The organism is Streptomyces sp. NPDC025618 (assembly GCF_055558795.1).
Genome location: NZ_JBVHLW010000004.1, coordinates 140,213 through 152,196 on the forward strand (window position 1 = coordinate 140,213; position 11,984 = coordinate 152,196).

At 65.8% G+C, this 11,984-nt stretch carries 22 protein-coding genes; all 22 read right to left on the reverse strand.

Going from position 1 to position 11,984, the window contains the following annotated elements:
- Positions 1-109: 109 nt before the first annotated feature.
- The 22 genes from rplQ to rplP all read right to left on the reverse strand — a co-directional run bounded on the left by rplQ (position 110) and on the right by rplP (position 11,982).
- The gene (gene rplQ, locus ACZ4A5_RS06160; RefSeq protein ID WP_361521852.1) at positions 110-574 is read right to left on the reverse strand and encodes a 50S ribosomal protein L17; all 465 of its coding nucleotides are present in this window, start codon (positions 572-574) and stop codon (positions 110-112) included.
- Between the two features lie 144 nt (positions 575-718).
- Positions 719-1,741: a DNA-directed RNA polymerase subunit alpha gene (locus tag ACZ4A5_RS06165; RefSeq protein WP_004946635.1), complete on the reverse strand. Its 1,023-nt coding sequence runs from the start codon at positions 1,739-1,741 to the stop codon at positions 719-721.
- Between the two features lie 139 nt (positions 1,742-1,880).
- Positions 1,881-2,285, reverse strand: coding sequence for a 30S ribosomal protein S11 (gene rpsK, locus ACZ4A5_RS06170; RefSeq protein ID WP_003956432.1), 405 nt, complete (start codon positions 2,283-2,285; stop codon positions 1,881-1,883).
- Between the two features lie 68 nt (positions 2,286-2,353).
- A complete protein-coding gene (rpsM, locus tag ACZ4A5_RS06175) occupies positions 2,354-2,734 on the reverse strand; it encodes a 30S ribosomal protein S13 (RefSeq protein ID WP_030368393.1) in 381 nt (126 codons plus the stop codon).
- Positions 2,735-2,927: 193 nt separating this feature from the next.
- The gene (gene rpmJ / locus ACZ4A5_RS06180; RefSeq protein WP_003956441.1) at positions 2,928-3,041 is read right to left on the reverse strand and encodes a 50S ribosomal protein L36; all 114 of its coding nucleotides are present in this window, start codon (positions 3,039-3,041) and stop codon (positions 2,928-2,930) included.
- A gap of 58 nt (positions 3,042-3,099) precedes the next feature.
- Positions 3,100-3,321, reverse strand: coding sequence for a translation initiation factor IF-1 (infA, locus tag ACZ4A5_RS06185; protein ID WP_003956442.1), 222 nt, complete (start codon positions 3,319-3,321; stop codon positions 3,100-3,102).
- A gap of 155 nt (positions 3,322-3,476) precedes the next feature.
- Positions 3,477-4,313 (reverse strand): type I methionyl aminopeptidase, encoded by an 837-nt coding sequence (gene map / locus ACZ4A5_RS06190; RefSeq protein ID WP_467578916.1) that lies wholly within the window; start codon positions 4,311-4,313, stop codon positions 3,477-3,479.
- A gap of 121 nt (positions 4,314-4,434) precedes the next feature.
- Positions 4,435-5,091 carry an adenylate kinase gene (locus ACZ4A5_RS06195; RefSeq protein ID WP_467578918.1) on the reverse strand — a complete coding sequence of 219 codons (657 nt, stop codon included), beginning with the start codon at positions 5,089-5,091 and terminating at the stop codon, positions 4,435-4,437.
- Complete coding sequence (gene secY / locus ACZ4A5_RS06200; RefSeq protein WP_361521861.1) at positions 5,091-6,404, reverse strand: preprotein translocase subunit SecY; 1,314 nt, start codon at positions 6,402-6,404, stop codon at positions 5,091-5,093. Before secY ends, ACZ4A5_RS06195 begins: the two co-directional genes overlap by 1 nt.
- A gap of 201 nt (positions 6,405-6,605) precedes the next feature.
- Complete coding sequence (gene rplO, locus ACZ4A5_RS06205; protein WP_361521864.1) at positions 6,606-7,061, reverse strand: 50S ribosomal protein L15; 456 nt, start codon at positions 7,059-7,061, stop codon at positions 6,606-6,608.
- A gap of 1 nt (position 7,062) precedes the next feature.
- The gene (rpmD, locus tag ACZ4A5_RS06210) at positions 7,063-7,245 is read right to left on the reverse strand and encodes a 50S ribosomal protein L30 (RefSeq protein ID WP_030368398.1); all 183 of its coding nucleotides are present in this window, start codon (positions 7,243-7,245) and stop codon (positions 7,063-7,065) included.
- On the reverse strand, positions 7,245-7,847 hold the full coding sequence (rpsE, locus tag ACZ4A5_RS06215) for a 30S ribosomal protein S5 (protein ID WP_467578920.1): 603 nt from the start codon (positions 7,845-7,847) through the stop codon (positions 7,245-7,247). The genes rpmD and rpsE overlap by 1 nt, the downstream gene beginning before the upstream one ends.
- Positions 7,848-7,893: 46 nt before the next feature.
- The gene (gene rplR, locus ACZ4A5_RS06220; RefSeq protein WP_366003543.1) at positions 7,894-8,277 is read right to left on the reverse strand and encodes a 50S ribosomal protein L18; all 384 of its coding nucleotides are present in this window, start codon (positions 8,275-8,277) and stop codon (positions 7,894-7,896) included.
- 3 nt (positions 8,278-8,280) lie between these two features.
- Positions 8,281-8,820 (reverse strand): 50S ribosomal protein L6, encoded by a 540-nt coding sequence (gene rplF / locus ACZ4A5_RS06225; RefSeq protein ID WP_235484794.1) that lies wholly within the window; start codon positions 8,818-8,820, stop codon positions 8,281-8,283.
- 21 nt (positions 8,821-8,841) lie between these two features.
- A complete protein-coding gene (rpsH, locus tag ACZ4A5_RS06230; RefSeq protein WP_116212436.1) occupies positions 8,842-9,240 on the reverse strand; it encodes a 30S ribosomal protein S8 in 399 nt (132 codons plus the stop codon).
- A 235-nt stretch (positions 9,241-9,475) separates the two neighbouring features.
- On the reverse strand, positions 9,476-9,661 hold the full coding sequence (locus ACZ4A5_RS06235; RefSeq protein WP_030368403.1) for a type Z 30S ribosomal protein S14: 186 nt from the start codon (positions 9,659-9,661) through the stop codon (positions 9,476-9,478).
- A gap of 5 nt (positions 9,662-9,666) precedes the next feature.
- Complete coding sequence (rplE, locus tag ACZ4A5_RS06240; RefSeq protein WP_398868989.1) at positions 9,667-10,227, reverse strand: 50S ribosomal protein L5; 561 nt, start codon at positions 10,225-10,227, stop codon at positions 9,667-9,669.
- Positions 10,227-10,550, reverse strand: coding sequence for a 50S ribosomal protein L24 (gene rplX / locus ACZ4A5_RS06245; protein WP_361521876.1), 324 nt, complete (start codon positions 10,548-10,550; stop codon positions 10,227-10,229). Before rplX ends, rplE begins: the two co-directional genes overlap by 1 nt.
- A 3-nt stretch (positions 10,551-10,553) precedes the next feature.
- The gene (gene rplN, locus ACZ4A5_RS06250; protein WP_087927567.1) at positions 10,554-10,922 is read right to left on the reverse strand and encodes a 50S ribosomal protein L14; all 369 of its coding nucleotides are present in this window, start codon (positions 10,920-10,922) and stop codon (positions 10,554-10,556) included.
- A 135-nt stretch (positions 10,923-11,057) separates the two neighbouring features.
- Entirely contained in the window at positions 11,058-11,339 is a 282-nt protein-coding gene (rpsQ, locus tag ACZ4A5_RS06255) for a 30S ribosomal protein S17 (RefSeq protein ID WP_030026328.1), read from the reverse strand.
- Positions 11,339-11,563, reverse strand: a complete 225-nt coding sequence (rpmC, locus tag ACZ4A5_RS06260) for a 50S ribosomal protein L29 (protein WP_030368408.1) — start codon at positions 11,561-11,563, stop codon at positions 11,339-11,341. Before rpmC ends, rpsQ begins: the two co-directional genes overlap by 1 nt.
- The gene (gene rplP, locus ACZ4A5_RS06265) at positions 11,563-11,982 is read right to left on the reverse strand and encodes a 50S ribosomal protein L16 (RefSeq protein WP_087927565.1); all 420 of its coding nucleotides are present in this window, start codon (positions 11,980-11,982) and stop codon (positions 11,563-11,565) included. Before rplP ends, rpmC begins: the two co-directional genes overlap by 1 nt.
- Positions 11,983-11,984: the final 2 nt, after the last annotated feature.

Genomic DNA, 11,984 nt, shown 5'->3' on the forward strand with positions numbered 1-11,984 from the left:
AGAATTTGCGGCGCCACGAGAACGCGGAACGGGCCCGCCCCCGAGGGAGCGGACCCGTCTCACGGACCCAGGATGGGCCCCTCCTGCGCGGCGGCGCCAGGAGGGAGCGTCAGGCGTCCTTGGACTCCTCGGCCGGAGCCTCGGCGGCAGCCTCGGACTCCTTGACCGCACGCTTGGTGGCGGCCTCGGCCTCGGCGACGGTCGCCTTCTTCGCGATCTCGCCCTCGACGAGCTCGATCACGGCCATCGGGGCGTTGTCGCCACGACGGTTGCCGACCTTGGTGATACGGGTGTAGCCACCCGGACGCTCGGCGAAGCGCGGAGCGATCTCGGTGAAGAGCGTGTGGACGATGCTCTTGTCCGTGATCGTCTGAAGAACCTGGCGACGGTTGTGGATGTCGCCCTTCTTCGCCTTGGTGATCAGACGCTCGGCCACGGGGCGCAGGCGACGGGCCTTGGCCTCGGTGGTGGTGATGCGGCCGTGCTCGAAGAGCGACTTGGCGAGGTTCGCCAGCATCAGCTTCTCGTGCGCGGCACCGCCGCCCAGACGGGCACCCTTGGTGGGACGCGGCATGGTGTTTCTCCTTTAGTCTGCCCCGGCCGTATCAGGTACCGGAGTCAGTATCCGAGCAGGCGGTCGCCTGTCGGAGACCCGAGCCCCCGAAGGGGCGCGGGGAACTGCGCGACCAGCCGAAGCCGACCCGCAGCCGAAAACCGATCAGTACTGCTCGGTCTCCACGAACCCGGCATCCGCGTCGTCGTCGGCGCCGAACGCGTCGGCGGCGGCGGTCGGGTCGAATCCGGGCGGGCTGTCCTTGAGGGCCAGGCCCATGCCGGCCAGCTTCGCCTTGACCTCGTCGATCGACTTCGCACCGAAGTTGCGGATGTCGAGCAGGTCGGCCTCGGAGCGGGCGACGAGCTCACCCACGGAGTGGATGCCCTCGCGCTTGAGGCAGTTGTAGGACCGAACGGTGAGCTCGAGCTCCTCGATCGGCAGCGCCAGGTCGGCGGCCAGGGCGGCGTCCGTCGGGGACGGGCCCATGTCGATGCCCTCGGCGTCGATGTTGAGCTCGCGGGCCAGACCGAACAGCTCGACCAGGGTCTTACCGGCGGACGCCATGGCGTCACGCGGGCGCATGGCCTGCTTGGTCTCGACGTCGACGATCAGCTTGTCGAAGTCGGTGCGCTGCTCGACTCGGGTCGCCTCGACCTTGTAGGTGACCTTCAGAACGGGCGAGTAGATGGAGTCGACCGGGATACGGCCGATCTCCTGGCCCACCTGCTTGTTCTGGACGGCGGAGACGTAGCCGCGACCGCGCTCGACGGTCAGCTCCATCTCCAGCTTGCCCTTGGCGTTCAGCGTCGCCAGGACCAGGTCGGGGTTGTGCACCTCGACGCCGGCCGGCGGGGCGATGTCCGCCGCGGTGACCAGGCCGGGACCCTGCTTGCGCAGGTACATCACGACCGGCTCGTCGTGCTCCGAGGAGACGACCAGCTGCTTGATGTTCAGGATGAGGTCGGTGACGTCCTCCTTGACGCCCGGCACGGTGGTGAACTCGTGCAGGACCCCGTCGATCCGGATGGACGTGACCGCCGCACCGGGAATCGAGGAGAGGAGCGTACGACGCAGGGAGTTACCGAGGGTGTAGCCGAAGCCCGGCTCCAGCGGCTCGATCACGAACCGGGAGCGGAACTCGTCGACGACCTCTTCGGTCAGCGAGGGGCGCTGAGCGATCAGCATGCGAAGCATCCTTCAGTCATGGACACCCACTATTTGATGTCCTGAGGTACTACAAGGGTACGGGCGGTACGGCTCCGAAGAGCCGTACCGCCCAGACCCTCAAGGCAACCGCGAAGCGGTCACGCCATACGCGGCGGCGTCAGACGCGGCGGCGCTTCGGCGGACGGCAGCCGTTGTGCGGGGTGGGGGTGACGTCCTGGATCGAGCCGACCTCGAGGCCGGTCGCCTGGAGCGAACGGATGGCGGTCTCGCGACCGGAACCCGGGCCCTTGACGAAGACGTCAACCTTGCGCATGCCGTGCTCCTGCGCGCGACGGGCAGCCGACTCGGCGGCCATCTGCGCGGCGAACGGAGTGGACTTGCGGGAGCCCTTGAAGCCGACGTGGCCGGCGGAGGCCCAGGAGATCACGTTGCCGGACGGGTCCGTGATCGAAACGATGGTGTTGTTGAACGTGCTCTTGATGTGCGCGTGGCCGTGAGCGACGTTCTTCTTTTCCTTGCGACGCACCTTCTTGGCTGCGCCCTGACGTCCCTTGGGGGGCATGTCTTACTCCTGTGGAGTGGAGGTGATCGGTCCTACAGCGAAGACCGCTGGTGAGCGTCCGCTGAGGACTACTTCTTGCCCGGCTTCTTCTTGCCGGCGATCGCGCGACGCGGGCCCTTGCGGGTACGAGCGTTCGTGCTGGTGCGCTGACCGTGGACCGGCAGGCCACGACGGTGACGCAGACCCTGGTAGCAGCCGATCTCGACCTTGCGGCGGATGTCGGCCTGGATCTCGCGACGGAGGTCACCCTCGGTCTTGAGGTTGGCGTCCACGTACTCGCGGATCTTGACCAGGTCCTCTTCGGGAAGGTCACGAACGCGGGTGTTCGGGTTCACACCGGTCGCGGCGAGAGTCGCCTGCGACTGGGTGCGGCCGATACCGAAGACGTAGGTGAGTGCAACCTCCACGCGCTTGTCACGCGGGATGTCAACACCGGAAACGCGTGCCATTGAATGGCTCCAGTTGATTCTCGGGGGTCTTCCACAGTGCCGCTCTCGACCGCCGACCGTCCTGGATCAGGAGCGGTGGTACGTTCCGAGTCCCCGGCCCCCGCCGGAGGTGTCGCCAGCCGTGGCTGGACGGGCCCTGCGTATGTACGTTGCTGTGCGTCGCGCGAAGTAACTGCGAAGTGCAGGTTCTGCGTCAGCCCTGGCGCTGCTTGTGGCGCAGGTTGTCGCAGATGACCATGACCCGGCCGTGGCGGCGGATCACCTTGCACTTGTCGCAGATCTTCTTGACGCTCGGCTTGACCTTCATGGGATGTCAGGTTCTCCGGGTCAGTGCCGTCACCCCGCGAAGGGGGCGTCGACAAGATCTACTTGTAGCGGTAGACGATCCGGCCACGCGTCAGGTCGTAGGGAGAGAGCTCCACGACGACCCGGTCATCCGGGAGGATGCGGATGTAGTGCATCCGCATCTTGCCGCTGATGTGCGCGAGGACCTTGTGACCGTTCTGGAGCTCCACCTTGAACATTGCGTTCGGCAGAGACTCGATCACGGTGCCCTCGATCTCGATGGCACCTTGCTTCTTGGCCACGCTTCGCCTTTCGAATCGGCTACCTTGATCAACTCCCGTGATCGAACACCACCTGCGGAAAGCAGGCATGCGGATACACGAGAGCCGACGCGTCAGTCTACGTCAGGGCAACCCGAAAGACTAATCCAGGGGTGACTGCCCAGCCGCAGAGATCCTTAAGCCAGCGGGTCGGGTGCGGCCGTGATGCCGTACTCCGCCAGCTTCGCCTTGCCGCCGTCGACCGCCGTCAGCACCAGCGGGCCCTGCTCCGTCAGGGCGACGGAGTGCTCCCAGTGGGAGGACCAGGTCAGGTCGTCGGTGAGGACCGTCCAGTCGTCCTCCAGGACGTGCGTGCGCGCCGTGCCGAGGCTCACCATCGGCTCGATCGCGATGCAGAAGCCGGGGACGAGCTTGGGGCCCTTGCCGCGCTTGCGCGAGACGTAGTTCAGCAGGTGCGGGTCCATGTGCATCTCGCTGCCGATGCCGTGCCCGCCGTAGTCCTCGATGATCCCGTACTTCCCGGTGGCCGGGCGGGGCTGGCGGCGGATGTAGCCCTCGATGGCCTTGGAGATGTCCACCAGGCGGTTGCCGTTCCTCACGGCCGCGATGCCGGCCCACATCGACTCCTCGGTCACCCGGGAGAGCTCGACCAGCTCCGGAGCGTGACCGGTGCCCACGAAGGCCGTGAAGGCCGCGTCGCCGTGCCAGCCGTCCACGATCGCGCCCGCGTCGATCGAGATGATGTCGCCGTCCTTCAGGACGGTCTTCGTGTCCGGGATGCCGTGGACGACGACCTCGTTCACCGAGGTGCAGATCGTCGCGGGGAAGCCGCCGTAGCCGAGGAAGTTCGACTTCGCGCCGTGCTCGGCGAGCACCTTGCGGGCGACCTCGTCCAGGTCCTTGGTCGTCGCACCCGGCACGGCCGCCTCCCGGGTGGCCGCGTGAATGGCGGCGACGACCAGCCCCGCCTCGCGCATCTTCGCGATCTGCTCGGGAGTCTTGATCTCCACCATGGGGGTGCTGCCTCTCTCGGTGCCGCGTCACGGATGGTGCCGCAAACTAAAAAACTGCTCGGACAACACTACGGCCGCGATGCCGGGTGGGGCATCGCGGCCGTGGGAGGACCGGGGTCCGTCAGGCGTTCGCGCGGTCCAGAGCCGCCATCGCGCGCTCGGTGATCTCGTGGACCGGGCCGAGCGCCGAGATCGTCACCACGAGGCCCTGGGCCTTGTAGTAGTCGATGATCGGCTCGGTCTGCGTGTGGTAGACCTCGAGGCGGTCACGGACCGTGTCCTCGTGGTCGTCGTCACGCTGGTAGAGCTCGCCGCCGCAGGCGTCGCAGACACCCTCGGTCTTCGGCGCGTTGTAGATCACGTGGAAGACGTGGCTGCTGTCCCGGCGGCAGATCCGGCGGCCGGCGATCCGCTTGACGACCTCGTCCTCCGGGACCTCCAGGTCCAGGACGGCGTCCAGCGCCAGGTCCTCGGCCTTGAGGATCTCGTCCAGGGCCTCGGCCTGGACGAGATTCCGCGGGAAGCCGTCCAGCAGGAAGCCGCGTTCGGCGTCGGCCTGCTCCATGCGGTCCTTGGCCATCCCGATGGTGACCTCGTCCGGCACGAGCTGACCGGCGCGCATGTACTCCTGCGCCTTCTGCCCGAGCGGCGTGCCCTGACTGATGTTCGCCCGGAACAGGTCACCCGTCGAGATGTGCGGGATCGCGAGATTCTTGGCGAGGTACGCGGCCTGCGTACCCTTGCCGGCGCCGGGCGGCCCGACGAGGACGATTCGCATCAGCGGAGGAACCCTTCGTAGTTGCGCTGCTGAAGCTGGCTCTCGATCTGCTTCACAGTCTCCAGACCGACACCCACGATGATCAGGATGCTGGTTCCCCCGAACGGGAAGTTCTGGTTTGCGTTGAGTGTGACCAGTGCCACGGTGGGCACCAGGGCGATCAGGCCCAGGTAGAGAGAGCCGGGCCACGTGATGCGATTCAGCACGTAGCTCAGGTACTCCGCGGTGGGACGACCGGCCCGGATGCCCGGAATGAACCCACCATACTTCTTCATGTTGTCGGCAACTTCTTCGGGGTTGAAGGAGATGGCGACGTAGAAGAAGGCGAAGAAGACGATCAGCAGGAAGTACGTGACCATGTAGACGGGGTGGTCACCCTTGACGAGGTTGGAGTTGACCCACGTCGCCCAGCCCGCCTTGGAGCCGGTGAACTGCACCAGCAGCGCCGGGATGTACAGCAGCGACGAGGCGAAGATGACCGGGATCACGCCGGCCTGGTTCACCTTGAGCGGGATGTAGGTCGACGTGCCGCCGTAGGACCGGCGGCCGATCATGCGCTTCGCGTACTGCACGGGGATGCGGCGCTGGGCCTGCTCGACGAAGACCACCAGCGCGACCATGGCCAGGCCGCAGATGATGACGAGCCCGAACTCCAGCCAGCCGCCCATCAGCTTGCCCTGGAGCTTGATGCCCCACAGGCCGCTCGGGAAGCCCGCCGCGATGGACGTGAACATCAGGATGGACATGCCGTTGCCGATGCCGCGGTCGGTGATCAGCTCACCGAGCCACATGATCAGACAGGTGCCCGCGGTCATGGTGATGACCATGGTGGCGGTGGCGAAGATGGACTTGTCCGGAACGATCTGGTTGCCGACCGCACAGCCGCTGAACAGCGCGCCGTTGCTCGCGGTGGCCACCAGGCCGGTGCCCTGGAGGATGGCGAGCGCGACGGTCAGATAGCGCGTGTACTGCGTGATCTTGGCCTGCCCGGACTGCCCCTCCTTCTTGAGGGCCTCCAGCCGGGGAATGACCACGGTGAGCAGCTGCAGGATGATGCTTGCCGTGATGTACGGCATGATCCCGAGCGCGAAGATCGTGATGTGCAACAGCGCGCCACCGCTGAACATGTTCACGAGGCCGAAGAGGCCCTGGCCGCTCTTGGCCTGGTCCATACACGTCTGGACGTTGGAGTAGCTGACGCCCGGGACCGGTACATGCGCACCGAGCCTGAAGAGCACCATGATGCCCAGCGTGAACAGCAGCTTCTTGCGCAGGTCGGGCGTCTTGAACGCCCGGGCGAACGCGGTGAGCACGGTGCCTCCTGCGCCTCTCACGCGGGACGCGAGAGGTGACGGTCTTGAGGATCGACGAATACATATCAGTCAAAATCCGCACGGACAGGGGCCGCGCGGAGGTTAACAGTGCACGCCACCTTACCGGCGACCGTGCCCCCCTTGGAACGACCAACCGGGGATGCCCCTTTTGGGACATCCCCGGTTGTCAGATCAACGAGTTCAGACGAGCTCGGTGACGGTGCCGCCGGCGGCGGCAATCTTCTCCTTGGCGGAGCCGGAGACGGCGTCGACCGTCACCTGCAGCGCCACGGAGATCTCGCCCTGGCCCAGGACCTTGACGAGCTGGTTCTTGCGAACCGCACCCTTGGCGACCAGATCGGCCACCGTGACCTCGCCACCCTGCGGGTAGAGCGCGGCCAGCTTGTCCAGGTTCACGACCTGGAACTCGGTGCGGAACGGGTTCTTGAAGCCCTTGAGCTTCGGGAGACGCATGTGGAGGGGCATCTGCCCACCCTCGAAGCGCTCCGGAACCTGGTAACGGGCCTTGGTGCCCTTGGTACCACGACCTGCGGTCTTACCCTTGGACGCCTCACCACGACCCACACGGGTCTTGGCGGTCTTGGCGCCCGGGGCGGGCCGGAGGTTGTGGACCTTCAGCGGGTTCTGCTCCGCCATGTCAGTCGACCTCCTCAACCGTCACGAGGTGGCGGACGGTCTGCACCATGCCGCGGATCTCGGGACGGTCCTCCTTGACGACCACGTCGTTCATGCGCTTGAGACCAAGCGAACGAAGGGTGTCGCGGTGGTTCTGCTTGCTACCGATGTAGGACTTGACCTGCGTGACCTTGAGGCGAGCCATTACGCACCCGCCCCTGCACGCGCCCGCAGCAGTGCGGCGGGGGCGACGTCCTCCAGCGGCAGACCACGACGGGCGGCGATCTCCTCGGGACGCTGCAGTCCCTGGAGGGCCTCCACCGTGGCGTGCACGATGTTGATCGGGTTCGACGAACCGAGCGACTTCGACAGGATGTCGTGGACGCCGGCGCACTCGAGCACCGCGCGCACCGGGCCACCGGCGATAACACCGGTACCGGGGGACGCGGGCTTGAGCAGGACGACACCGGCCGCCTTCTCGCCCTGGATCGGGTGCGGGATGGTGCCCTGGATGCGGGGGACCTTGAAGAAGTTCTTCTTGGCCTCTTCCACGCCCTTGGCGATGGCCGCGGGAACTTCCTTGGCCTTGCCGTATCCGACACCTACGGTGCCGTCACCGTCGCCCACCACGACCAGCGCGGTGAAGCTGAAGCGGCGACCACCCTTGACAACCTTGGCGACGCGGTTGATCGCGACAACGCGCTCAACGTACGCGGTCTTCTCGGCGGCAGGGCCACCGTCGCGACCCTTCCGGTCCCGCCGCTCGCCGCCACCGGCACCGCTTCCGCGGCGCTGGGGTCCAGCCATTGGATTTACCTCTCTCTGTTACGTCCGCTAGCTCCGGAACCGGGGCTTAGAACTTCAGCCCGGCTTCGCGGGCGGCGTCAGCCAGAGCGGCAATGCGCCCGGCGTACCTGTTGCCACCACGGTCGAACACGACGGTCTCGACGCCGGCAGCCTTCGCACGCTCGGCGACCAGGGCACCGACCTGCTTGGCCTGCGCGGACTTGTCGCCCTCGCCACCACGGATCGACGCGTCCAGGGTCGACGCCGACGCCAGGGTGTGACCCTTGATGTCGTCGATGACCTGAGCGGTGATACCGCGGTTCGAGCGGGTCACGACGAGGCGCGGACGCTCCGCCGTACCCGACACGTTCTTGCGAATGCGGACATGGCGGCGGGCCTTGGCGGCACGCTTGTAAGCGTCGCCCTTGGCGATCTTCACACCGTATGCCATGGCTTACTTACCAGCCTTTCCGACCTTGCGGCGGATGACCTCGCCGGCGTACTTGACGCCCTTGGCCTTGTACGGGTCGGGCTTCCGCAGCTTGCGGATGTTCGCCGCGACCTCGCCGACCTTCTGCTTGTCGATGCCCTCGACGCTGAGCTTGGTCGGGGACTCCACCTTGAAGGTGATGCCCTCGGGCGCCTCGATCAGGATCGGGTGGCTGTAGCCCAGGGCGAACTCCAGGTTGGAGCCCTTCGCCTGGACGCGGTAACCGACACCGCTGATCTCGAGAGCCTTGCTGTAGCCCGCGGTCACGCCGGTGATCATGTTCGCCACCAGCGTGCGGGACAGGCCGTGCAGGGCCTTGTTCTGACGCTCGTCGTTGGGACGCGAGACGACAAGAGTGCCGTCCTCGGCCTTAGCGATCTCGATGGGCGCGGCAACGGCGTGCGTGAGGGAACCCTTGGGGCCCTTCACGTGCACCGTACGGCCATCGATGGTGACGTCCACACCAGCGGGAACCTGGATGGGCAGCCGTCCAATACGCGACATTGGCTATTCCTCCGTTCCCGATTACCAGACGTAGGCGAGGACTTCCCCACCCACGCCCTTCTTGCTGGCCTGCTGGCCGGTCAGGAGACCGTGGGACGTGGAGATGATCGCCACGCCCAGGCCGCCGAGGACCTTCGGCAGGTTGGTGGACTTTGCGTAGACCCGCAGACCCGGCTTCGAGATGCGCTTGATGCCGGCGATCGAGCGCTCGCGGTTCGGGCCGAACTTCAGCTCGAGGGTCAGGGACTTGCCGACCTCGGCGTCCTCGACCTTCCAGCCGGTGATGTAGCCCTCCTGCTGGAGGATCTCCGCGATGTGCGACTTGATCTTGCTGTGCGGCATCGACACGGTGTCGTGGTATGCCGAGTTAGCGTTTCGCAGACGGGTCAGCATGTCTGCGATCGGATCGGTCATGGTCATGTTTGGCCTTCGGCCTCTCTCGCCGGGGTTTCCTATCTGCGCCATCCCTCTCCCCGAGCAGAGTCGGGACGGGTGCGGCGCGGGGACCTACGGCGTAGTAAGCGACTTTAAGTGGGCGTACGCCCACGGGCGGTCTCGGGCGGCAGGCGCCCAACCCTTCCACTCTACGGGAGTGTGGGGCGGGCGCCCGCCGACCAGATGCTTACCGAGAGTCCTGGTCAACCCAAGTGGGTTGTTACCAGGAGCTCTTGGTCACGCCCGGCAGCTCGCCACGGTGAGCCATCTCACGAAGGCACACGCGGCACAGGCCGAACTTGCGGTACACGGAGTGCGGACGGCCACAGCGCTGGCAGCGCGTGTAGGCGCGCACACCGAACTTCGGCTTGCGGGCAGCCTTGGCAATAAGAGACTTCTTCGCCATCTCGCTTACGCCTCCTTGAAGGGGAAGCCGAGGTGACGAAGGAGGGCGCGACCCTCGTCGTCGTTGGTCGCCGTGGTGACCACGGTGATGTCCATACCCCGGACGCGGTCGATCTTGTCCTGGTCGATCTCGTGGAACATGACCTGCTCCGTGAGACCGAAGGTGTAGTTGCCCCGACCGTCGAACTGCTTCGGGGACAGACCACGGAAGTCGCGGATGCGCGGCAGCGCGAGCGACAGCGTACGGTCCAGGAACTCCCACATGCGGTCACCGCGGAGGGTGACGTGGCAGCCGATCGGCTGCCCCTCGCGCAGCTTGAACTGCGCGATCGACTTGCGGGCCTTGGTCACGGCCGGCTTCTGACCCGTGATCGTGGTGAGGTCGCGGATGGCGCCCTCGATCAGCTTGGAGTCGCGGGCGGCGTCGCCCACACCCATGTTGACCACGATCTTGGTCAGGCCGGGGACCTGCATGACGTTCTCGTAGGAGAACTCCTCGCGGAGCTTCCCGGCGATCTCGTCACGGTAGCGCTGCTTGAGACGCGGTGCGTTGGTGGTGGCAGTCATCAGATGTCCTCACCGGTGCGCTTGGCAACGCGGATCTTGTTGCCCTCGTCGTCGAAGCGGTAACCGACACGCGTGACGACCTTCTTGCCGTCCTTCTCCACGATCAGCTGAACGTTGCTGACGTGGATGGGGGCCTCGGTCGTCACGATGCCGCCGGTCTTGGAACCACGAGCGGTCTGGCCGGCCTTGGTGTGCTTCTTGACCCGGTTGACACCCTCGACAAGAACACGGTCCTCAGCGGGCATGGCCTGAATGACCTTGCCCTGCTTGCCCTTGTCCTTGCCGGTGATGACCTGAACCAGGTCGCCCTTCTTGATCTTCATCGGTTACAGCACCTCCGGCGCGAGCGAGACGATCTTCATGAACTTCTTCTCGCGCAGCTCTCGGCCCACGGGGCCGAAGATACGGGTGCCGCGGGGGTCACCGTCGTTCTTGAGGATGACGGCCGCGTTCTCGTCGAAGCGGATGTACGAGCCGTCGGGACGGCGGCGCTCCTTGACGGTGCGAACGATGACCGCCTTGACGACGTCACCCTTCTTCACGTTGCCACCGGGGATCGCGTCCTTGACGGTGGCGACGATGACGTCACCGATGCCCGCGTAGCGGCGACCCGAGCCACCGAGAACACGGATGCAAAGGATCTCCTTGGCACCAGTGTTGTCGGCGACCCGAAGTCGCGACTCCTGCTGGATCACGTCTATCTCCTGATCGTCTGCCGGTTCCCGGCGGGGGTCTCAAGGAATTGAGACCCCACGCCGAGCCTGGCGGAACTTATCCGAGGGGAAACCCCGCTCGGACGGTAATTGCGGAATTCCCTTGCGGGAAATTCCTTACTTGGCCTTCTCGAGGATCTCGACGATGCGCCAGCGCTTGCTCGCCGACAGCGGACGCGTCTCCATGATGAGGACGCGGTCGCCGACACCGGCAGCGTTCTGCTCGTCGTGCGCCTTGAGCTTGTTCGTACGGCGGATGACCTTGCCGTACAGCGCGTGCTTGACGCGGTCCTCGACAGCGACGACGACGGTCTTGTCCATCTTGTCGCTGACGACGAGACCCTCACGGGTCTTGCGGAAGCCGCGCTCGTTCGTCTCAGTCACATTCTTCTCGCTCATCAGGCGCTCTCCACCGTCTCGATGCCCAGCTCGCGCTCGCGCATCAGGGTGTAGATCCGGGCGATGTCCTTACGGACGGACTTGAGCCGACCGTGGTTCTCGAGCTGCCCGGTCGCCGCCTGGAAGCGGAGGTTGAACAGCTCTTCCTTGGCCTCACGGAGCTTCGCGACGAGGTCCTCGTCGTTCAGCTCACGCAGCTCGGTCGCCTTGATACCAGCGGCCATCACGACTCACCTGCCTCGCGCCGAACAATGCGGCACTTCATCGGAAGCTTGTGGGCGGCGCGGGTGAGCGCCTCACGAGCAACCTTCTCGTTCGGGAAAGACAGCTCGAACATCACCCGACCGGGCTTGACGTTCGCGATCCACCACTCCGGAGAACCCTTACCGGAACCCATGCGGGTTTCGGCCGGCTTCTTCGTCAGCGGGCGGTCGGGGTAGATGTTGATCCACACCTTGCCGCCACGCTTGATGTGACGGGTCATGGCGATACGAGCGGACTCGATCTGCCGGTTCGTCACGTAGGCCGGGGTCAGGGCCTGGATGCCGTACTCACCGAAAGCGAGCTCGGTGCCACCCTTGGCCATGCCCGAGCGCTTCGGGTGGTGCTGCTTGCGGTGCTTGACCCTGCGAGGGATCAGCATGT